The 20,494-nt window shown below is 36.0% G+C and carries 22 protein-coding genes; 5 read left to right on the forward strand and 17 right to left on the reverse strand.

Annotation, left to right across the window (positions count from 1 at the left end; all coding sequences use genetic code 11):
- Positions 1-171 precede the first annotated feature (171 nt).
- The gene (locus RT250_RS03775) at positions 172-600 is read left to right on the forward strand and encodes a tellurite resistance TerB family protein (protein ID WP_313112298.1); all 429 of its coding nucleotides are present in this window, start codon (positions 172-174) and stop codon (positions 598-600) included.
- A 54-nt stretch (positions 601-654) separates the two neighbouring features.
- Here RT250_RS03775 and fbp read toward each other — a convergent pair whose 3' ends face one another.
- Entirely contained in the window at positions 655-1,662 is a 1,008-nt protein-coding gene (gene fbp, locus RT250_RS03780) for a class 1 fructose-bisphosphatase (RefSeq protein WP_313112300.1), read from the reverse strand.
- Between the two features lie 112 nt (positions 1,663-1,774).
- Here fbp and RT250_RS03785 point away from each other — a divergent pair, with 112 nt between their 5' ends.
- Genes RT250_RS03785 through RT250_RS03795 form a run of 3 tightly spaced genes read left to right on the forward strand, consistent with a single transcriptional unit; the run spans position 1,775 to position 5,461 of the window.
- A complete protein-coding gene (locus RT250_RS03785) occupies positions 1,775-2,245 on the forward strand; it encodes a GNAT family N-acetyltransferase (protein WP_313112302.1) in 471 nt (156 codons plus the stop codon).
- Positions 2,246-2,303: 58 nt separating this feature from the next.
- Entirely contained in the window at positions 2,304-3,563 is a 1,260-nt protein-coding gene (locus RT250_RS03790; protein ID WP_313112304.1) for an aspartate kinase, read from the forward strand.
- A gap of 50 nt (positions 3,564-3,613) precedes the next feature.
- A complete protein-coding gene (locus tag RT250_RS03795) occupies positions 3,614-5,461 on the forward strand; it encodes a lysophospholipid acyltransferase family protein (RefSeq protein ID WP_313112306.1) in 1,848 nt (615 codons plus the stop codon).
- A gap of 1 nt (position 5,462) precedes the next feature.
- On the opposite strand, the gene RT250_RS03800 is transcribed toward RT250_RS03795, so the two are convergent.
- The 14 genes from RT250_RS03800 to porW all read right to left on the reverse strand — a co-directional run bounded on the left by RT250_RS03800 (position 5,463) and on the right by porW (position 16,970).
- Positions 5,463-5,849, reverse strand: a complete 387-nt coding sequence (locus RT250_RS03800; RefSeq protein ID WP_313112308.1) for a VOC family protein — start codon at positions 5,847-5,849, stop codon at positions 5,463-5,465.
- Positions 5,850-5,851: 2 nt separating this feature from the next.
- Positions 5,852-6,793, reverse strand: a complete 942-nt coding sequence (locus RT250_RS03805; protein WP_313112311.1) for a 2-hydroxyacid dehydrogenase — start codon at positions 6,791-6,793, stop codon at positions 5,852-5,854.
- Between the two features lie 158 nt (positions 6,794-6,951).
- Positions 6,952-7,395 carry a hypothetical protein gene (locus RT250_RS03810; RefSeq protein ID WP_313112313.1) on the reverse strand — a complete coding sequence of 148 codons (444 nt, stop codon included), beginning with the start codon at positions 7,393-7,395 and terminating at the stop codon, positions 6,952-6,954.
- 248 nt (positions 7,396-7,643) lie between these two features.
- Entirely contained in the window at positions 7,644-8,519 is an 876-nt protein-coding gene (atpG, locus tag RT250_RS03815; RefSeq protein WP_313112316.1) for an ATP synthase F1 subunit gamma, read from the reverse strand.
- Positions 8,520-8,556: 37 nt separating this feature from the next.
- A complete protein-coding gene (locus tag RT250_RS03820) occupies positions 8,557-8,892 on the reverse strand; it encodes a four helix bundle protein (RefSeq protein WP_313112317.1) in 336 nt (111 codons plus the stop codon).
- 71 nt (positions 8,893-8,963) lie between these two features.
- Positions 8,964-10,544 carry a F0F1 ATP synthase subunit alpha gene (gene atpA / locus RT250_RS03825; protein ID WP_139854219.1) on the reverse strand — a complete coding sequence of 527 codons (1,581 nt, stop codon included), beginning with the start codon at positions 10,542-10,544 and terminating at the stop codon, positions 8,964-8,966.
- Between the two features lie 68 nt (positions 10,545-10,612).
- Positions 10,613-11,149: an ATP synthase F1 subunit delta gene (gene atpH, locus RT250_RS03830; protein ID WP_313112319.1), complete on the reverse strand. Its 537-nt coding sequence runs from the start codon at positions 11,147-11,149 to the stop codon at positions 10,613-10,615.
- Positions 11,150-11,155: 6 nt separating this feature from the next.
- On the reverse strand, positions 11,156-11,656 hold the full coding sequence (locus RT250_RS03835) for a F0F1 ATP synthase subunit B (protein ID WP_313112322.1): 501 nt from the start codon (positions 11,654-11,656) through the stop codon (positions 11,156-11,158).
- A gap of 103 nt (positions 11,657-11,759) precedes the next feature.
- Entirely contained in the window at positions 11,760-11,951 is a 192-nt protein-coding gene (gene atpE, locus RT250_RS03840) for an ATP synthase F0 subunit C (protein WP_073221247.1), read from the reverse strand.
- 49 nt (positions 11,952-12,000) lie between these two features.
- Positions 12,001-13,191 carry a F0F1 ATP synthase subunit A gene (gene atpB / locus RT250_RS03845; RefSeq protein WP_313112325.1) on the reverse strand — a complete coding sequence of 397 codons (1,191 nt, stop codon included), beginning with the start codon at positions 13,189-13,191 and terminating at the stop codon, positions 12,001-12,003.
- 93 nt (positions 13,192-13,284) lie between these two features.
- Entirely contained in the window at positions 13,285-13,680 is a 396-nt protein-coding gene (locus tag RT250_RS03850; protein WP_313112327.1) for a DUF6168 family protein, read from the reverse strand.
- Positions 13,681-13,890 (reverse strand): AtpZ/AtpI family protein, encoded by a 210-nt coding sequence (locus RT250_RS03855; RefSeq protein WP_313112328.1) that lies wholly within the window; start codon positions 13,888-13,890, stop codon positions 13,681-13,683.
- Between the two features lie 15 nt (positions 13,891-13,905).
- Positions 13,906-14,376 carry a bactofilin family protein gene (locus tag RT250_RS03860; RefSeq protein WP_313112329.1) on the reverse strand — a complete coding sequence of 157 codons (471 nt, stop codon included), beginning with the start codon at positions 14,374-14,376 and terminating at the stop codon, positions 13,906-13,908.
- 50 nt (positions 14,377-14,426) lie between these two features.
- Positions 14,427-16,970, reverse strand: a complete 2,544-nt coding sequence (gene porW, locus RT250_RS03865; protein WP_313112331.1) for a type IX secretion system periplasmic lipoprotein PorW/SprE — start codon at positions 16,968-16,970, stop codon at positions 14,427-14,429.
- A gap of 191 nt (positions 16,971-17,161) precedes the next feature.
- On the opposite strand from porW, the gene RT250_RS03870 reads away from it, so the two are divergent.
- Complete coding sequence (locus tag RT250_RS03870) at positions 17,162-18,202, forward strand: ferredoxin--NADP reductase (protein WP_139854211.1); 1,041 nt, start codon at positions 17,162-17,164, stop codon at positions 18,200-18,202.
- Between the two features lie 459 nt (positions 18,203-18,661).
- Here RT250_RS03870 and RT250_RS03875 read toward each other — a convergent pair whose 3' ends face one another.
- Entirely contained in the window at positions 18,662-19,216 is a 555-nt protein-coding gene (locus tag RT250_RS03875; RefSeq protein WP_237606727.1) for a hypothetical protein, read from the reverse strand.
- Positions 19,188-20,240 carry a hypothetical protein gene (locus RT250_RS03880; RefSeq protein WP_313112334.1) on the reverse strand — a complete coding sequence of 351 codons (1,053 nt, stop codon included), beginning with the start codon at positions 20,238-20,240 and terminating at the stop codon, positions 19,188-19,190. The genes RT250_RS03875 and RT250_RS03880 overlap by 29 nt, the downstream gene beginning before the upstream one ends.
- Between the last annotated feature and the right edge of the window lie 254 nt (positions 20,241-20,494).

The following is a 20,494-nucleotide window of genomic DNA, read 5'->3' on the forward strand; positions in this document are numbered from 1 at the left end:
TATTTTTATATCTCTCTAAAATTAAAGAAAGTATTAGCCTATGGTCTCTCAATTAAGAAAAATTTATAGCTATTCATTTAAATAGTACGCACCGCTAAAAATAGATTACTTTGCTTTTGTCGTAAATTTCATTTACAAGTTTTATATTTGTAAGATATTTAAAACCAAATTATGTCATTTACAGATTTATTTGAGAGCGGGGAGCATTCCCGAAATTTAGGTCATTTTGCTTCAATAGTTAATATGGCTGCAGTTGATGGTGAAATCAACATTGAGGAAGAGAAAATGCTTAAGCGATTGGCGCGTAAACTAGATATTGTAGAATCTGAATATGCCGAAATCATAAAGAATCCTTTAAAATATCCTATTAACCCTCCTAACTCGGCTGAACGACGTTTAGAGCGTATGCACGATTTATTTCAAATTATTTTTGCAGACAACGTAATTGACGATCACGAGCGTTTCTTAATTGAAAAATACGCTATCGGACTTGGATACACTACAGAACTTGCTAGAGATTTGATAAAAAGATCTATAGCTATTTATTCAGGAGGATTAAGCCTTGAAGATTACAGATACTTATTAAATAGAAACGACTAAATTTCTATTTTAAGATATAAAAAAAGCCCGAAACAATTGTTTCGGGCTTTTTATTTATTTTGAATTTTGCATAAACTCTTCAGCTTTTTCAACCATATCGGTGTTTCCACAAATAAATGGAACGCGTTGATGTAAGCTTTTTGGTTCTATTTCTAATATACGTCGGAAGCCATCACTAGCTTTTCCGCCTGCCTGTTCAGCAATCATAGCTATTGGATTACATTCGTATAAGAGTCTAAGTTTACCTTTAGGGTCCTTTGAAGTGCTTGGATAGATATAAATACCACCTTTAATCATATTTCTATGAATATCTGACACTAACGATCCTATATAACGTGAAGTATACGGACGGTCTTCTTCTTCTTTTTGGCAATATTTAATATAGTCTTTAATTCCCTGTGGGAAGTGTACGTAATTACCTTCATTCACAGAGTATATATGTCCCTCTTTCGGAAACTTCATATTTGGGTGAGATAGGTAATAAGTTCCGATGGCTGGGTTTAAGGTAAATCCGTTAACACCGTGACCTGTTGTATATACAATCATAGTTGAAGTTCCGTAAACGATATATCCAGCAGCAACTTGATTGATTCCCGGTTGAAGAAAGTCTTCAATAGTTACAGGAGTTCCCGTAGGAGTTACCCTTCTAAAAATGGAGAAGATAGTTCCAACCGAAACGTTTACATCAATATTTGAAGAACCGTCTAATGGATCCATCAAAACAACGTATTTATTGTCGTTTTTTTCGTTTCTGCCTTTAATTGTAATAAAGTCGTCTTCTTCTTCACTTGCAATCCCGCAAACTATTTCTCGATTTGTAAGTGTGTTTATAAAAACTTCGTTTGCAAAAACATCTAATTTCTGCTGGTCTTCACCTTGTATATTATGATTTCCTGCAGTACCTAATATGTCTACTAATCCGGCCTTATTAACTTTGTGGTTTACCACTTTTGCCGCTAAGCGGATTGAGTTTATGAGTCGTGAAAGCTCACCTGAAGAATACTTGAATTCTTCTTGATTTTCAATTATAAACTCGCCAAGAGATTGATTTATTTTTGCCATTGTGATGTAGGGGTTCCTGAATTTCACGCAAATATCGGGATTTTTAAGAAATTGAACCGATATTTGCCAGAAGAAACTTAATTCGATTTTGAAAACGAGTAAAATAAGGTGAATGAAGGTTAGAAAAGCGAATAAAATGGATATGCCACAGGTTCTAGAACTTATTAAAGAACTTGCAGTTTTTGAAAATGAACCAGATGCTGTTGAAATTTCGATTGAAGTTTTAGAGACTAATGGTTTCGGCGAAAATCCACTGTTTACATGTTTTGTTGCCGAAATAGATAATGTAGTGGTTGGAGCAGCGTTAATTTATTACCGTTTTTCTACTTGGAAAGGACGCACGCTTCACCTAGAAGATTTAATTGTAAAAGAAGAACACCGCGGCAAAGGTATTGGGGAAGCGCTTTACACCGAAGTTATGAAATTTGCTTACAATCAAGGGTTAAAAAGGGTTGCATGGGATGTACTAGATTGGAATACCGGAGCAATCCGATTTTACGAACGCAGTGGCGCAAATATTATGAAAGAATGGCGCGTTGTACATATGAATGAAAAAAATCTAAAAGCCTATATTGAAAAATAATGTAGTAAATACTATTTTCAGTATTCAATCGTGTTAAAGAGATAGATATAAGAAGTTTATGAGAATATTCAAGTTTGGAGGAGCATCTGTAAAAGACGCAGATGGTGTAAAAAATGTTGCTGAAATACTTAAAGCTACAGAAGACAAGAATATAGTAGTTGTGGTGTCAGCAATGGGAAAAACTACCAATTTACTTGAAAATGTAATAGCTGAATATCTAAAAAATAACACTACTACTTGTAATGAATTGGTTGCAACATTTAAAGAGTATCACTTAGAGATAATAAATGGATTATTTGAGAATACAAACCACCTAGTATATCAAAAAACAGCTAAGTTATTTGATAAGTTGGTTTCTTTTTTAAAAGTTAACAAATCCAATAATCACGCTTTTGTTTATGATCAAGTAGTAGGATACGGAGAATTAGTTTCAAGCACAATAGTTTCTGAATATCTTACAGAATTTGGATTAAAAAACGAATTATTAGACGTTCGAAAATGCATAATTACCGATGACAACTATCGAGATGCTAGTGTAGATTGGACATTAACGCAGCAAAAAATATCAGAAATAGTAGATACTTTGGGACTTAGTGTAACTCAAGGTTTTTTAGGTTCGGAAAATATAAACAACTTCACCACTACTCTAGGTCGAGAAGGGAGTGATTACACTGCTGCAATTTTTGCATATTGCTTAAATGCAGAAAGTGTTACTATTTGGAAGGATGTTCCAGGAGTTTTAAATGCAGACCCCCGGTATTTTACAAAAACATTACTCTTAAATCGCATTAGTTATCGCGAGGCTATAGAACTCGCTTTTTATGGAGCATCGGTAATACACCCTAAAACCTTACAGCCGCTACAACGTAAGGAAATCCCGCTTTATGTTAAGTCATTTCTCAATCCTATAGCTCCGGGAACTTGTGTTGGAAAAGGAGACAGAATAGATCCAGAAACCTCTTGTTTCATATTAAAGAAGGACTTAGTATTAATATCATTATCATCGTTAGATTTTTCATTTATGATGGAAGACAATATCGGCGATGTATTTAAATGGCTTCATACCTATAAAATGAAAGTGGAGCTAATTCAAAATTCTGCTATTAGTTTTTCAGTTTGTGTGAACGATAAATTCGGAAATTTAGAAACTTTATTAGCAAAATTGCGAGAAAGATTCCGTGTTAAATGGAATGAGAATGTCACACTATACACGATTAGGCATTTTAACCCAACTGAGGTTAAGGCACTTGCCGAAAATAAAAACATACTCTTAAAGCAAGAAAGCAAAGAAACGGTACAGTTGGTAATTAAGGAGTAGTATCAATCGGTTTCGTTATATTTGTTGGATATAAACAGCTAAAATATTTCATGGGGTTAGTCAATGCAAAGGAAGTTGCAAAAGCAATAAACGTAGATAAATTCGGCTTTCTAGGCACATTTATGGGCTGGTCTTTAATGAAGATTTTAAACATTACCACGCTGAATAAAATTTACGATAGAAACAAGCATCTCCAAGATCTTGAGTTTGTAAATGCACTGCTTGAAGAATTTGAAATAAAATTCGAAATTCCCGAAGAAGATCTTCGTAGAATCCCCAAAACTGGGGCTTTTATAACCATTTCCAACCATCCATTAGGTGGAATCGACGGGATTCTTCTGTTAAAATTACTGTTAGAACACCGCCCCGATTTTAAAATTATTGCCAACTTTCTTTTACATAGAATCGAGCCTCTAAAGCCCTATGTAATGCCTGTAAATCCCTTTGAAGATAGAAAGGATGTAAAGTCTAGTGTGGCAGGTTTTAAAGCTGCTCTTACCCATTTACGCGAAGATAATCCGCTTGGTATTTTTCCTGCCGGAGAGGTTTCGACCTATAGAGAAGAAAAACTTTTGGTTGATAAGCCTTGGGAAGAAGCTGCGATGAAATTGGTTAAAAAAGCCGAAGTGCCGGTAGTCCCAATCTATTTTCACGCAAAAAACAGCAAGTTGTTTTACCGCATGGCTAAGATTAATGACACCTTACGAACAGCTAAGCTTCCATCAGAACTTCTTACCCAAAAAGAGCGGTTAATAAAAGTTCGAATTGGAAATCCAATTTCTGTAAACGACCAAAAAGAGCACGAATCATTATCAGATTTTACCGAGTTTCTAAGGAAGAAAACCTATATGCTTTCTAATCCTTTTGAGAAGAAAAAGCTGTTAGACAGCATTCCAAAAACATTAAAATTTCCAAAACCACCTAAAAAAATTGCTGGACCAATTCCGCTGCAGGCAATGGAAGCCGAAATTGAAAAACTTCGTAATGCTGATAAACGTCTTTTAGTAAGTAAAAATTATGAGGTGTTCTTAGCGCAGGCAGATTCCATTCCCTACATTTTACAGGAAATTGGGCGGTTGCGCGAAATTACCTTTCGCGAAGTAGGTGAAGGAACAAATAACAGTACAGACCTCGATAAGTTTGACAGCTATTATCACCATATGTTTTTATGGGATAATGAGGCTCAAAAAATGGCTGGCGCCTATAGAATGGGCTTAGGGTCAGAAATATTTGCACGCTTTGGGATTGACGGTTTCTACCTACAAGATCTCTTTCGTTTTGAGCCAGAATTATATGAAATGATGAGCAAATCCATTGAAATGGGCCGTGCTTTTGTCATTAAAGAATATCAATTGCGGCCAATGCCATTGTTTTTACTTTGGAAGGGAATTGTTCATACCACCCTGCGCTATCCAGAACACAGCTACTTGATTGGAGGAGTAAGTATTAGCAATAAGTTTTCAGAGTTTTCAAAAGGCTTGATGATAGAATTTATGAAATCGAACTATTACGATCCTTATGTGGCGCAATACATAAAACCGAAGAAGGAATATAAAGTAAAGTTGAAAGATGCCGATAAAGACTTCATTTTTGATGAAAGTGCGGCGGATCTCAATAAATTCGATAAAATAATTGATGAGGTAGAACCTGGAAGTCTTCGATTGCCAGTTCTTATTAAAAAATACATTAAACAAAACGCCAAGGTTGTTGCTTTTAACGTAGATCCGTTGTTTAACAATGCAGTAGATGGCTTAATGTATATTCGTATTGCAGATTTGCCCGAAAGTACTGTAAAACCGGTGATGGAGGAATTTCAAGCGGAGCTAGAGAAGAAGTACTCGGAAATTACTGATAATGATGCAAGTGTTGAAACAAATGTGAAGGAGTCAAAAAATTAGGTCATAAAAAGGCACTGTCAACAGGTTCCCATAGTTCAATTTTATTTCCTTCAGGGTCTAAAATCCAACCAAATTTCCCGTATTCAAATTCTTGCATTTCACCTACAATTGTAACCCCTTCTGCTTTTAATACTTTTAAAAGTTCTTCTAAATTTTCCACGCGATAATTAAACATAAAGTCTTTTTCGCTTGGAGAAAAATATTCGGTATCGGTTTTAAATGGGCTCCATTGTGTAGAGCATTTGTTGCCCTTTTCATCTTTCCACCAAAAGGTACACCCGTAATTATCTGTGTTTAATCCAAGATGGTTTTTGTACCATTCTTTCGTTTTATCTGGGTCTTTTGACTTAAAAAATACTCCTCCAATTCCTGTAACTCTATTCTTCATCTCTAATTTTTAAAAGTTCTAATAATTTTTTCAGCAATCACTGTAGCGAGTTTCTCCTTGCTTTCCACCGTCCAACCCGCAATATGCGGACTTAAAATTACATTGTCCATAGCAAAAAGCTCTTTCAATGAATCCGGTACATTATCTGAATCGAAAAGTGTTTCAAAAGAGAGTTTTTCAAATTCTAAAACATCCAGTCCTGCTCCTAAAATTTTTCCAGATTTTAATGCGGAAACTAAATCTGCAGTAACTACACTTTTTCCGCGTGCGGTGTTTATGAGCCAAAAAGGCTTTGAGAAGGCATTTATAAACTCAGCATCAATCATTTTATCAGTCGACGGGGTCCAAGGTGTATGTAAACTTAAAACGTCAACTTGTTCTTGAAGTTCTTTTAATGAAACCTGTTTTGCATTTTCATCCCCTACATTTTCTTTTATATCATAACAGAGAACTTCGCAATCAAAACCGCTTAATTTTTTGGAAAATGCTTTCCCCATATTGCCATAACCAATAATACCAACAGTTTTTCCATCAAGTTCTATTCCGCGATTGGACTCACGATTCCACAAGCCATTTTTAACCTCTCTGTCGGCTCTATTTAGGTTGTTGAATAGCGAAAGAAGCATCCCGAGTGAATGTTCGCCTACAGCGTTTCTATTGCCTTCTGGGGCGGCAATTAGTTTTACACCGAGCTTTTCTGCGTAATCGATGTCGATGCTTTCAAGTCCAGCACCAACCCGCGCGATAAATTTCAGATTTTTGGTCGCATTGAGGAATGTTTTGTCAATATTAAAACGGCTGCGGATTACAATACCATCATATTCTGAAATAATTTCCTCTGTATCAGCTTTAGAGATTGTGTAGTTTTCTTCGTTTGTAAATCCGGCCTCCTTCAACATTTTTAATAGTAAAGGATGATTGTTATCTAGGTGAAGGATTTTCATAATAGGAAGATATTATAATTTCAAGAAGTTTTCTTTCAGATTGGTTCATTATTGAATAGAAATTAGTAGTGTTTGGTTAAGACGTAAGACCGTCCCGATAGCTATCGGGACTGAAAGGCATAAGACGTAAAACTCACTCATTAGGAGGAAATTGCTATCTATTCATGTTGATTTGGATTCGCTTGTGGATACGGAATCATATCTTTTTGCGCAAGGTTTTCAACTTTGTAATAATTCTTTTTTCCACCGTACCAATATTCAACTACCGCCTCGTTATCTTTCAACTGAAATGGAAATTCGTCTGATATAGTATTTTTAGCTTCTTTCATTGGGTCTGCATTCATAATAACGTCTCGTTTAGTGTTATTTGTTAGGTATCCAACAAATTTATTAGGCGCGTTTATGTTTCCTTTGGCTTCTAGGATAGCATTTCTGAAGTAGATATTTTGAATCAATACATCGGCATCTTTTTCACTAAAAGTAAGGTGGATATTTACTCCCGAACCACCTTCTTCTACTCCGGCTACCCAATTTTGGTAGAAGGCTTCAATTACTCTAAAAGGAGGGTCTTGAACAAGTTTTTTGCTGTTCGTATTCTTCATTCCTCCGCAACTAGAAAGGCTAAAGAGAATGAGTGGAAGGGTCAGTATTATTGTTATTTGCTTTATCATATTGGAAAATTACGAATTTTATTGAACAATAAACCTACCAACATAATATTACATAGATAGGTTTAGGAAAAAATTAATATTTATGGACTAAAAAAGCCTTCCGATTTCGGAAGGCTTTTAAATAATTTATAATAACAAAGATAACTGAGTGTCCCGATTTAATTCGGGATGTACCGAAGCTATCCTGCCAATGCCTCTGCACCGCCAACAATCTCAAGAATTTCGTTGGTAATGGCTGCTTGACGTGCTTTGTTGTATTTTAGTTTTAAATCGTCGCGAAGCTCGGTTGCGTTATCGGTTGCTTTGTGCATCGCCGTCATACGTGCGCCGTGCTCACTGGCAACGCTATCACGAAGGGCTTTGAACAACTGAGTTTTTAAACTTTTTGGAATTAAAGACTCAACAATTTCTTCTTTTGAAGGTTCAAAAATGTAAGCTGTTTCAGTTGTGCTTACTGCTTCACCTTCAATTGCTTTTGGAGGTAAAATAGGTAAGAATTGCTCAGTCATTACTAACTGTGTAGCCGCGTTTTTGAAATGGTTATAAACCACTACAATTTTATCGTACTTGCCTTCAGAGAATAAATCCATTAGGTTTTGAGCAATTTCTGAAGAGTTTTCGAAGGTTAAGTCATCAAAAATATTGTTGTTGTTTTCGATTACTGTTCCAAATTTTTTCAGAATGTCATTTCCTTTTTTCCCAATAGTTATAAAATCTACTTGCTTCCCTGCATACGTTTCCGCTGCCAAGTTTCTAGCTTGTTTTATGATATTTGAGTTAAAAGCTCCCGCCAAACCACGATTACTGGTAATGGCAACCACCAAAACTTTATTTACCTCGCGTTGGTCTGAATATTTGCTTCCGCTGTCTTCTCCAAGCGTTGCACTTAAATTTTGTAAAAGTTCAGTAAGTTTTTCAGAATAAGGACGCATTGCTGTAATTGCATCCTGAGCCTTCTTCAATTTTGCAGCCGATACCATTTTCATGGCACTGGTAATCTGCATCGTTGAACTAACGGATGATATTCTGTTACGTATTTCTTTTAAATTAGCCATTTCTCTAGTTATGAGTTATGAGTTATGAGTGCAGAGTTTAAGAGTTTTTAAGTATCGAAACCAAAATTCGAATTATCTCTTCACACTTGTCCTTCATATCTTTAGGTACTTCTCTACCAGTTGCCTCTAAAATATCTAACCAAAACATTGTTTCGTCAGCCTCTTTGAGAGCAATACCAAATTTATTTTTAAAATCTTTTGTACTTACTCCTCGTTGAGCTTCTCTAGTATTTGCGCCAATACTTGTTCCACTCCTAAGTAATTGGGATGCCAATTCATAATCCTTATTAGCTTTTAAAACGTCACAGTATTCTACTATATCGCAAGCGAATTCAAAGGTTTTAATTCTAATCGGACTATTATCTAACCCCATTTTTCAAGTTAAGAGTTTAGAATTATGAGTTTAGAGTACTTACATAACTCTTAACTCATAACTCATAACTTCTATTTTTTATATTTCGCAGACACGTCGTTAGCAACAGACACCATTACGTCAATTGCTTCGTCTGTAAGCTTACCAGCTTTTAGTGCATCTAGAGTATCTCTGTGCTTTAGGTTAAGCATTTCTAGATAATCTCTTTCAAATTCTTTTACCTTTTCTACTGGTACGTTACGCATCAAGTTTTTAGAACCTGCATAGATAATTGCAATTTGATCTTCTACTGTGTAAGGATCGTTTTCAGATTGCTTTAATATCTCTACGTTACGTTTACCTTTTTCAATTACATTTAAAGTTGCAGCATCTAAGTCTGATCCGAATTTTGCGAAAGCCTCCAATTCACGGAAAGCTGCTTGATCCAGTTTTAAAGTACCTGCTACCTTTTTCATCGATTTAATCTGAGCGTTACCCCCTACACGAGATACCGAAATACCTACGTTAATAGCTGGACGAACACCAGAATTAAACAAATCACCATCAAGGAAAATCTGTCCATCTGTAATCGAAATAACGTTTGTTGGAATATAAGCAGAAACGTCACCTGCTTGTGTTTCAATAATTGGAAGAGCAGTTAAAGAACCACCACCTTTTACGATTCCTTTTAATGAATCTGGAAGATCGTTCATTTCTTTTGCAATATCGTCATCAGCAATAACTTTTGCTGCACGCTCAAGTAATCTTGAGTGCAAGAAGAAAACGTCTCCAGGATAAGCCTCACGTCCTGGTGGACGACGAAGAAGTAGCGACACCTCACGGTATGCTACCGCTTGTTTAGATAAATCATCAAATACAATTAATGCTGGACGACCAGTATCACGGAAGTACTCACCAATTGCAGCACCTGCGAAAGGAGCGTATACCTGCATTGGAGCAGGATCTGATGCGTTTGCCGCAACAATAGTTGTATAAGCCATTGCACCTTTTTCTTCTAGTACGTTTGCAATATTTGCAACAGTAGAAGCTTTTTGTCCAACAGCAACATATATACAGTATACAGGCTCACCTGCATCATAAAATTCTTTTTGATTCAAAATAGTATCAATACATACTGTAGATTTACCAGTTTGACGGTCACCAATTACAAGCTCACGTTGACCACGGCCAACAGGAATCATTGCATCGATAGACTTAATACCTGTTTGAAGTGGCTCAGTTACCGGCTGACGATAAATAACTCCTGGTGCTTTACGCTCCAAAGGCATTTCGTAAGTTTCACCAGTTATAGGACCTTTACCATCGATAGGCTGACCCAATGTGTTTACTACACGACCAACAATACCTTCACCTACATTAAGCGATGCGATACGCTGAGTACGTTTTACTGTTGAACCTTCTTTTACTTCTTTTGAAGGACCTAAAAGTACGATACCTACGTTGTCCTCTTCAAGGTTCAATACAATACCTTCAAGACCACTTTCAAAAGCCACCAATTCACCATATTCGGCGTTTGAAAGTCCGTATGCGCGAACAATACCGTCACCTACGGTTAAAACAGTTCCTACTTCATCCAGGGAAGCAGTTGCTTCGTAACCTGTAAGTTGTTGCTTTAAAATTGCTGATACTTCAGCTGGTTTTACTTCTGCCATTTTTATCTAGGTTTTAGGTGGTAGTTTTCAGGAATGTGGCCTTAAAAACCTGCACCAGTAAATTTTAATTATATTGATTTTGAAAATTCTCTTTTTAAATTTCCTAATTGGTTTGAGATACTCGCGTTGTATTGAATATCGCCAACCTTAAGGATAAACCCACCAATTATTGCGGGATCAACCTCACTTTTAAGTGTTACTTTATCGCTACCCGTTAACTCTTTCACTTTAGCCATTACATTAGTTTCAAGTTCAGAGGTAAGTGGTACTGCTGTAATAACAGTTGCGGCTTTTACACCTTGATGGTCGTTATAGATATCTATATAGCTTTTTGCCACAGCTCTTAATAAAGGTGCACGTTTATTATCCACCAATACATGAATTAGAGAGTGTGTAGCTTCTGATTGACCACTGAATATTTTTAGCAAAGCTTCCTTTTTATCGTTGGCTTTAATAACAGGACTTTGAAGTACTGTTTGCAATTCGCGACTGCCTTCAATGGTTTTATACACAGATTGCATATCGCCAAAAACAACAGCCTCGGTGTTGTTCTGGTTTGCTTTCTGCAAAATTGCTTTCGCGTATCGTATAGCTGCTCTGCTCATTGAATATTAGTTTAATTTTGCGTCACTTAACATTTCATTTACAAGCTTCATTTGCTTGCCATCGTCTGAAAGTTCGCTTTTTACTACTTTTTCAGCAATTTCTAAAGATAGTGTTGCTACGGTTGCTTTCATTTCAGCAATTGCAGCTTTTTTCTCACTCTCAATAGCTCCTTGAGCTTGAGTAATCATCTTATCTGCTTCTTCTTTAGCTTCCTCTTTAGCGTCAGAGATCATTTTTGTTTTAATCTCACGAGCTTCTTTTAGCATAGCTTCACGCTCTGTACGTGCCTCCTGCAACAATCTTTCATTGTCCGCCTGAAGGTTTGCCATTTCGAGTTTTGCTTTTTCAGCAGCATCTAAAGCTCCTTGAATTCCTTCCTCTCTTTCATTTAATGAATTTAAGATAGGCTTCCAAGCAAATTTTACCATTAGTAAAATAAGCACTATTAGTAAAACCGTTTGCATTACAAACAGCCCTGGAGAAAAATCGTTTAATAATGTTTCCATAATATTTTTACCCTGGGGTAAAGATTTTTGTTATTAATTTTTTCTTTAAAAATTCATCTCCTGCAACCAACCGTTACAGGAAGATGAATTTTGGTTTTTTGGATTACTTTCCTAAGAAAAGTGCACCGAATGCTAAACCTTCTAAAAGTGCAGCAATAATAATCATTGCAGTTTGGATTTTGTTGGCAGCTTCTGGCTGACGAGCAATAGCTTCCATTGCACTTCCACCAATTTTACCTAAACCGTAACCAGCACCAATTACGATAATACCAGCACCTACTAAATTTGGAATCATTGTTTCCATAAAAAAATGTATATAAAATAATTAAACAAAAAATACGCTACTAAATAAAATCACTTCTTATATCCTCAGCATCTGGCACCTCATTTCCGTGTGCATCGTGCTCATGTTCATGATCGTGTTCTGCTACAGCCATTCCAATAAACAACGCTGAAAGCATAGTAAAGATATACGCCTGTAAAAATGCTACTAATAGTTCTATCACAAATATAAATAATGATAAACCAAACGATAAAGATGTAGAACCAATTGGGCCTAAATCTGCTTTTAAGTTTATCATAATTGCAATAAGGCTCATTAAAATAATGTGTCCCGCTGAAATGTTTGCGAATAAACGAACTAAAAGTGAGAATGGTTTAATAATTAAGGTTCCTACCAATTCGATTACAGCCAATATTGGACGAATTAAAATTGGCACTCCTGGCATCCAGAAAATATGACCCCAGAATTCCCTATTACCGCTTACTACATAAATAATTAAAGTGAAAACTGCTAATGCCGCAGTTACTGCTATCTGGCCTGTTACGTTAAATCCAAATGGAGTTAATCCCATTAAGTTTAGTATCCAGATAAAGAAGAATACCGTTAAAAGATATCCTGTAAATTTTTTGTATTTTTTCTCGCCAATGTTAGGTCTTGCAATCTCGTCTCTAACGTAAATAACTAATGGCTCTAATACGCGACCAAATCCTTTTGGAATTTTTCTCTTTTTGTATTGTCTTGCCAATGAAGAGAAAAACCATAGCATTAATAAACCAGCTATTAAAATTCCGAAAACACTTTTGGTGATAGATAAATCTAATGGTTTTGATGCATTTACTGGATGGTGTTCTGCATCTAATTCAAGCTGAGTGGCTCCTGCTTCTAATTCGTAAATTTTACCGTGGTAGTTTACAAATCGGTTGCCATTTTTTTCTACTATTACCTCTCCATCAGAGTCGTGATGAAATTCAGACGACATGAATGTTGTAACTCCATTGTTACCGTACAAAATTACTGGAAGTGGAAAACCAACGTGCACGCGCTCACCAGCATCATTAGTATAAGACACCAAATGAAAATCGTGCGAATCTTTAAGGTGATGAAGAATATATTCTTCAATTTCAACTTTGGTACTTATTCTTTCGTCACCTTGTTGCTCTTGTACAGTGCTTTCATTAGCAAAAACATTGATAGTCAATAAACAAGTTAGTAGTACTCCGAAAAACTTAATAGAATAATTTGATATTTTCATTGCTTCTTTTGAAAAAAATAATGCCTGCCTAATTCGGCGGCAAAAGTAGGGAATTTCTATTTAAAATACCCATAACAATTGCAAATTTATATTTTAGTTGTTTCTATTCAGAATTTTAACAATAATCAGAACCTCTAAAAAGAGAAACAGAAATATTGGAATTAACAAAGAAAGACTGTCTGTTTTTGACAACACTAATGATGAAAAAAGAATACTATTAAAGAATAGACAAAATAATCCAACTTTTATAGCCATTGCTGCTAAATACAAAAAGCCTAACTGATCTTTTAATTGCTGTATTTTTTGTGAAATAAATTCAAAAGAAACACTTAGGATAAGCGTCGCTATCCCTTGAAAAAGATAAATATTCCAAAGATTAAATGGGTGTTCTACATTAAAGTGGTTAAGAATGAAGTTGTGAATTGCATAACCTGCAACTAAAACCAATCCACATAATAAGGTGTAATGAAGTATTTTTTTCTGAAGCATTTACTTATTTAATTTATTTACACCTCTAATTACACTAAAAATAGACAAGAAAATTGCCAAGATAGTGATTGTAGGTTCTAAAAAGTTTAATTCGAAAGTACTGTCTAGCCATTTACCTAATAGATTTCCAAGGAAAATGGTAAGTCCCATTTGAACTCCAATACCCGAAAGGGCAATCCATCTATTATTATTCTTGTTATCGGCAGACATAACTAAAAGAGAGGGTTAGTCTGATTTTGGAAGAGCAGACGCTTCCTTAATTTTTTGTTGTTTGTTAAAAAGACGAGGCTGCGAGTCTCCAGGTAACTTCGGAGCGTTTATTCCTGCTTTTGATGTACCGTCTTGCATAATACAAGAAGCATTTAAAACTGCTCCTGGCTCAACAGATAGTTTTCCTACAACAATTTCACCTTCTACAAAAGCTGTAGATCGTAGTGTTAAGGTTCCTGAAACTTGAAGACTTCCTTCAAACTTACCTTCTAAATCTGCATTTTCACAACTAAGCGTCCCTAAAATAACTCCAGTTTTACCTAAAACCACTTTTGAAGGTGTATGTACATTTCCTTCTATAGTGCCATCAATTCTAAAAAAACCTGTTGAAGAAATATCTCCCTTTAGCTTTGTGCCTTCGTTTATTCTGTTTTGGGCCGAACTTGGTTCTACATTACTTTTCTTGGGTTTTTTTTCTGAAAACATGGACTTAGATTTTAATATTTATTATGCTAGGCATTTGGGGTTTTAAACAACTATTGTGCGGATGTTTCTTGGTTTAAGTAATCATCCAAGTTTTTATGAATTTGTACGATTTTATAATTATCGCTAGAAATTTCAAAATAAGGGTGCTTCACCTTGTACTCTTTATTCTCTTCTAATAACTCGGCAAAACCTTTTGCACCTCCTTTAGTGTTTAATCCGTGAACGATTACGAATTTACTTTGCGGATTGTAGTAATCAATAGAAGCAGTCATATTGATATAACGGTGATTTTCTATCGCTTTATCTAACTTTTCTTTTAGTTTTTCAGCAGCTTCGCTCTCAGTATTTTCAAACTTATAAACTAGCTTCCAAGATTTTGCATCTTCATCTTTTCCGAAGCTTTTAAATTCAAGTTGAGGCAACACATTGCTGTAAATCTGCTGAGCTTGTTTTCCTTCTGCTGTACTTGGATAGTTAAGCGCAATAAAGTTTAAAGCTTTTTTATACACTTCAAAACCTTGCTGACGGCCAAGAGCCGTAGCTTTAAGTAATTCAAATTTTGGTACAATATCATTCCCATTGTACACCATCATATATTCATCGCATTTTTCAATTACCTCAGCGTATTTTGCAGCTTCAAATTCTTTATACAATTGTTTGTATTTAAATTCTGGGCTAGATTCGTCTGTCGGTAATTGCGAATTGGGATTGCGCAATATTTCAGCATATCGCGTATCAGCATGATTTGTAAGAATATCATTTTTATACTTTTCAGCAGCTGAAGCGTTATCTAGTTCTTCATAAATTTTAACCAAGTTATATTTAGAAGGGACCACTAATCTATCTTCAGGATTGTTGGTAAGCAATGTCTCTAATCTATTTGCTGCAAGGTTGTACTCCTTGAATTTCTCTTTATAAATAAGCCCTAATTGGTAGTATGCAAAGTTTCTATCTTTTGCCAAACTATCGATTACCTTCTCATCGGTCGGGATTAAAGCAATATAAGTTTCTGGCTTAAACTTTTCGTTTTCAGAAATTGGAATAACCTCAGCTTCAATATCTTCATCAGAAATTAATGAAGAGTTTTTACTAGAAAGTCTCCAGTTATCTTCAAGCTTTCTATCACCCCAAATTTTTCTAAACTCTCCTTTTCCGTAGGCTATAGTTGAAGTGTTGTAAAAATAGAAGGTGCTTCCTTTGTTTGGACCGGCCGCTGTATTATCTTTTTTATAAAATTCGTTATTGGCAATTCTCTGTTCTGTTTTTACAGCTTCAATTGAATCTAGTCGCGCTTGTTCTTTTAAAGCAGTGGTATACGAAACGAAAAACGCTTCTTGCTCTGCTGGGCTCATTTTCACTAACCTCAACACACTGTCGTTTACCGCAGCGATGTCTTCATATTTAATTACATCGTCAAGATTCTCGCGCTTTTTGGTAATTCTACGCCACTGACGACTGTTTTGTTCAAGGAAAGTTAGGGTACTATCGTAATACGCTCCTGCTTTTTTGTACTCGGCATCATCAAAATTAATTTCAGCTAAAGTTTGGTAGTTTACTGCTTGTAGTACTCTATCCTGATTAAATGCCTGTATCGATTTGTTGTAATACTCAACAGCTCTCTCGATGCTATCGCTATTGCGATAATAATCTCCAAACTGATTATAGATTTTGTCTAGAAACGGACGGTTTTCACGGTTTTCTGCTAGGTCGTTTAAAAGTGTTAAGAATGCAGTACGGTCTCCACTTTCGTAATCGAAATTCTTTCCTTTTTCAAGGTAAGCGTTAATCATATAAACGCGAGAAGTTTTACGATTCATTGCAATCACCTCATCGAAAGCCATATTTGCGCTATCTTTTTCTTGCAAACGGTTGTAAAGCTGACCTTTTATAAAAGTGTATCTTCCTTTTAGCTCGTTATCCTGAACGTTATCTACAGCCATCTTCATATACTCTAGCGCTGGCTCTAATGAATCAAGATTGATAAATGCTTGCGCCATCATTGCAGCACCATCTGCTAATTCTTCTTCATTAAGATCGTCATCTCGGAACATTCTTTTTAAGTTCTCGATTGCGTACTCTTCGTTATTTAAACGAATATTTGTTTTTGCCTTCCAAACTTTAGCAATATTTATGCTGTTACTAGTAGGATAACGGTCTAAGATAAAGTTGAAAGCATCGAGTGCAGGAACAAAACGTCCGTCGTAGTAACGTGCTTTTCCTAAAAGAATATAAGCCTCATCTATCTGTGGGTTATGCTCACGACCATCAATATACATCGAGTGTTTTTGGATTGCCTTGGCAGCTTTTTCTTCTGCTCTATTAAAGTCGCCACTGTTATTTTTCCCTGGGGCTTTAATTTCAGCTTCCTTAATTTCGATACGTTCTACAGGTAAAATCTCCCAAAAGTTATCGCGATAACCTGCTGCAAGTCTGTTCTTACCATCGGTAAACGCTAAATCTCCATTGTACAAGGTGTTGAATTCAGTAGTTACCGCGTGAACATTACGGTTTATAAAAGTGTTCTTTTTACGTGAACAAGCCGCAAAAAATATTACAGCTAGAGTGAATAATGTAATTTTATAAGTGCCCTTCAAAATGATTTCAGTTTTTATGGTATTCTAACTTAAAAGGTTCTTTTTTAGTATGTAGAATCGCTAAAGAGCGGTAAAAATACGTTTCTTTTTATTATCTGCTTAATGAAACCCTGAAAAAATACATCACTTTAAAGTGGTTGAAACTTTATTTAACTGATATCATTTGTACTTTTGCAAAAAAAATTACGATTATGAGCGAATTTCATGCGCTTACCGTTTCTGAGGTAAAGAAAGAAACTCCAAATTCAGTTTCAATTAGTTTTCAAATTCCAGATAATTTGAAAGGTACATTTTCTTTTAAAGCTGGACAATATATTACAATCAAATACCTAGCCGATGGCAAAGAGATACGCCGCGCTTATTCCATATGTTCTTCCCCAAAAAGTGGAACACTAAAGGTTGGGGTTAAAAAAGTTGAGAACGGACTATTTTCACAATATGCAAATTCAGTTTTAAAAGCTGGCGACACTTTGCAAGTAATGCCACCAACAGGTAAATTTACTTTGGAGCCAAATATTAAAAACTATGTTGCTTTTGCTGCTGGAAGTGGGATAACCCCAGTGTTATCGCTTATAAAATCTACTATGGAAGAAATGCCTCAAAGCACTTTCTTACTTATTTATGGCAATAAAACCGTAGAAGAAACAATGTTTTACGATGAAATAGTAGCGCTTAAAGATCAATATCCGGATAGATTTTATGTTGAATTTGTCTTCAGCAGAAAAGAAGAAGAAGGTGCTAGATTTGGAAGAATAGACCGATCTATCACAAATTATTTCTTGAAAAATAAATATGGGGAAGATATACACGAAGCCTATTATTTGTGTGGTCCTGAAGAAATGATTGACGAGGTTTCGGCTACATTGAAACACAACGGAGTAAATTCAAAACAAATCCACCACGAACTGTTTTCAACTGCAGAAAAAGGACTTTTAGTAGAAGCACATGACGGTAATACTAGCGTGGTAGTTATGCTTGATGATGAGGAAGAAACCTTTGTTATGCCACAAACGAAATCTATTCTTGAAGCGGCATTAGACGAAGGCTTAGATCCCCCATATTCTTGTCAAGGAGGAATTTGCAGTACCTGTATCGCTCGCCTAAAAGAAGGAAAAGCCGAAATGCGTAAAAATCAAATCCTTACCGATTCTGAAATTGCAGAAGGTTTAATCTTAACTTGCCAAGCACATCCTACAACAGCTAAGATTGTTGTAGATTATGATGATGTTTAAAGCTTGAAATCCCAAATTTTGAAATCCCAAATTTCAAAAAAAAAGCATGAAGATAGGGCTAAAGACTTTATTTTTTAAAATCAAAAGATCACTGAAACTTAAATCTTCATCAAGATTTAAACAATGGATTCCAAAAGGGGAGAGTTCGTAGTTGTTTTTCTCTTCCTCGCTTGCATTTTTCTACTTTGAAAACCAGGATAATGGATGGCTTAGCTTCTGCCCATCGTGGGTTTCGATATATATTTTTGAGTCTGTAAACCAAAGTCTTTTAATTTCTATATTATTTTCTAAAGTGTTCATTATTAAAAGAAAAATCTAAGACCGAAAACGATAAATGAGGTCGGCATACCTATTTGCATTAGTGCAAGTTAGTGAATTTATCCAAAAATATCTTTGAAGAAATAAAAGACCCCAAAGGTTTTTAAAACCTTTGGGGTCTTTTCATTGATGTAATTAAAGTTATTCCAGCACCTCAAATTCAATCCTGCTGTCTGCGTTGGCTCCGGCAATGTTTGTATCAAAATTATAAGTGTTGCAGCCTTCGCCAATTATATCGATTAGATAAGAAGAATGAAAGTTATACGTTCCTGTACGATTTAAGGTGATATTTACTTCAAACTCATATTTATCACCTATTTCGCTATATGGCATGTTATACCAATTAGATGCACCTTCCCTTTTTGAGCCTTTTATATAATTTATAGAATTATCGTCAAATAATGCCGTCGCACCTCCTATAAGCCATGCAGTATCAACACCCGTAACCTCTAAAAGATTGACGTTTGGTTCTGCGAAATAAGGAGATATGTTTGCGATACTTCCTTTAAGGGTAACCACATCCCCCTTATGGTATGTGTCCTGTAGCGGTTCCAAGATAAATATGTCCGAAACTCTGGCGAAGGTGCCCATATCGTCACAAAACTCTCTTGGCGGGTCACAAGATAAAACGCCAAAAAAGAGTATGGCTATTGCCAAATAATGAATTTTAATACCCATAGCTCGTGAATAATTCATTGATTTTAACAGCAGTGGCAGCACTTCCAGAACTCGTCCCTATTAAACTGTTTTTCAAAGCGGCAGCAGAGTTAATGCTGCCCGTAAGCTTGTTGAAAATTGGCTGTAGACTCGTGCCAGTACTTATGGAGTAATTGTCGATAATATTGTTTTGGAATACCCCGCTACCATTACGGTGGACGGCAATATTATCGCTATTGGAATCCTTTATGTCCCAAAAAATTCCAGTTAAAAACCAACTTCTGTTGTCTTCTATTTCTATTTGCATCGGGACATCGTAAACATCAAAATTTTCCATGAAAGTAACGGGGTCATTTCGCCAACTGCCACCGCTCCAGGCCCTACCATACGTATCGTTCATCATATAAAATTCCATAAACGTGGCCCAGCCTTCGGCTACTGCAATGCGCTTGGCAGCATTGAGGGTTGGTTTTGTGCCGTTATGGTATGGATCGCCATGCTGTATATCGTTATTTATTTCAGACGCAAAAAGATTTGCCCAAAATGTCGCACCTGCCTTTCTGGCATGGGAATAATGGCTGGATTCGTGAAATACCGTTTGTTCTATTCTGGCTGTATTTGGATCTCCATTTGGGCCTTTCTTATCTTTGAGTCCGGTATAGAGATTGTCAGGTCTTAAGTTTGCAGGCAAGAGTGTTATTAAATTGCTGGTCATGGCAGCCCAAAAAGCACCTTGAGTAACGCCTGCAATTTGTGCCATATCCGCCAATTGTGGGTAACGGTGGAGCATGGGAGTAGAAGCGGAACCGTTACCGTTTTCCCAGGCCCACACTATGGCATCCTCAATTTGCTTGTCGATACCATGCGTGGCAGCATACGAATTATATTTCATCAAACCATTGTGTATCGTGCCCTTGTACCATAAATTGTAATATGCAAAAGCGGAATCCATTGTTGCAACCGAATAAGCATTGGTCCTTTGGCCGCCAAGAACAATTTGTTTTTGTTCAAACCATTCTTCATTTTCAGTACCTCTTTGGGCCGCTGAGGAAGCGCTCTCCATCGGTGTTAAGGTTTCATTTTTGAATTCCTCTCTTTCGCAACTGCTAAAGAAGAGAGAGAGAGAGAGAGAGAGAGAGAATAAGTGTAGGTGTTAAAAATCTCTTTTTCATGGGTCAAAAAATATATTTCGTTTAAGCAGGCAAATTAAGCACAAAAAAAGACACAAATATTTTTTTAATTGTTAAATTTTAATAACCTCATTTTTTCCAAGAATTGAATTGTAATAAAGTGTGACAAAATTCCCTGCCTGAAAGC

It is taken from the genome of Aequorivita sediminis, from assembly GCF_032080575.2.
GTDB classification, from domain to species: domain Bacteria; phylum Bacteroidota; class Bacteroidia; order Flavobacteriales; family Flavobacteriaceae; genus Aequorivita; species Aequorivita sediminis.

What these genes read in the sequence shown, in the direction of transcription:
- RT250_RS03775 (WP_313112298.1), top strand. Translation starts at nt 172, where the DNA reads ATGTCATTTACAGATTTATTTGAGAGCGGGGAGCATTCCCGAAATTTA.
- fbp (WP_313112300.1), bottom strand. Translation starts at nt 1,662, where the DNA reads ATGGCAAAAATAAATCAATCTCTTGGCGAGTTTATAATTGAAAATCAA.
- RT250_RS03785 (WP_313112302.1), top strand. Translation starts at nt 1,775, where the DNA reads ATGAAGGTTAGAAAAGCGAATAAAATGGATATGCCACAGGTTCTAGAA.
- RT250_RS03790 (WP_313112304.1), top strand. Translation starts at nt 2,304, where the DNA reads ATGAGAATATTCAAGTTTGGAGGAGCATCTGTAAAAGACGCAGATGGT.
- RT250_RS03795 (WP_313112306.1), top strand. Translation starts at nt 3,614, where the DNA reads ATGGGGTTAGTCAATGCAAAGGAAGTTGCAAAAGCAATAAACGTAGAT.
- RT250_RS03800 (WP_313112308.1), bottom strand. Translation starts at nt 5,849, where the DNA reads ATGAAGAATAGAGTTACAGGAATTGGAGGAGTATTTTTTAAGTCAAAA.
- RT250_RS03805 (WP_313112311.1), bottom strand. Translation starts at nt 6,793, where the DNA reads ATGAAAATCCTTCACCTAGATAACAATCATCCTTTACTATTAAAAATG.
- RT250_RS03810 (WP_313112313.1), bottom strand. Translation starts at nt 7,395, where the DNA reads ATGAAGAATACGAACAGCAAAAAACTTGTTCAAGACCCTCCTTTTAGA.
- atpG (WP_313112316.1), bottom strand. Translation starts at nt 8,519, where the DNA reads ATGGCTAATTTAAAAGAAATACGTAACAGAATATCATCCGTTAGTTCA.
- RT250_RS03820 (WP_313112317.1), bottom strand. Translation starts at nt 8,892, where the DNA reads ATGGGGTTAGATAATAGTCCGATTAGAATTAAAACCTTTGAATTCGCT.
- atpA (WP_139854219.1), bottom strand. Translation starts at nt 10,544, where the DNA reads ATGGCAGAAGTAAAACCAGCTGAAGTATCAGCAATTTTAAAGCAACAA.
- atpH (WP_313112319.1), bottom strand. Translation starts at nt 11,149, where the DNA reads ATGAGCAGAGCAGCTATACGATACGCGAAAGCAATTTTGCAGAAAGCA.
- RT250_RS03835 (WP_313112322.1), bottom strand. Translation starts at nt 11,656, where the DNA reads ATGGAAACATTATTAAACGATTTTTCTCCAGGGCTGTTTGTAATGCAA.
- atpE (WP_073221247.1), bottom strand. Translation starts at nt 11,951, where the DNA reads ATGATTCCAAATTTAGTAGGTGCTGGTATTATCGTAATTGGTGCTGGT.
- atpB (WP_313112325.1), bottom strand. Translation starts at nt 13,191, where the DNA reads ATGAAAATATCAAATTATTCTATTAAGTTTTTCGGAGTACTACTAACT.
- RT250_RS03850 (WP_313112327.1), bottom strand. Translation starts at nt 13,680, where the DNA reads ATGCTTCAGAAAAAAATACTTCATTACACCTTATTATGTGGATTGGTT.
- RT250_RS03855 (WP_313112328.1), bottom strand. Translation starts at nt 13,890, where the DNA reads ATGTCTGCCGATAACAAGAATAATAATAGATGGATTGCCCTTTCGGGT.
- RT250_RS03860 (WP_313112329.1), bottom strand. Translation starts at nt 14,376, where the DNA reads ATGTTTTCAGAAAAAAAACCCAAGAAAAGTAATGTAGAACCAAGTTCG.
- RT250_RS03870 (WP_139854211.1), top strand. Translation starts at nt 17,162, where the DNA reads ATGAGCGAATTTCATGCGCTTACCGTTTCTGAGGTAAAGAAAGAAACT.
- RT250_RS03875 (WP_237606727.1), bottom strand. Translation starts at nt 19,216, where the DNA reads ATGAATTATTCACGAGCTATGGGTATTAAAATTCATTATTTGGCAATA.
- RT250_RS03880 (WP_313112334.1), bottom strand. Translation starts at nt 20,240, where the DNA reads ATGGAGAGCGCTTCCTCAGCGGCCCAAAGAGGTACTGAAAATGAAGAA.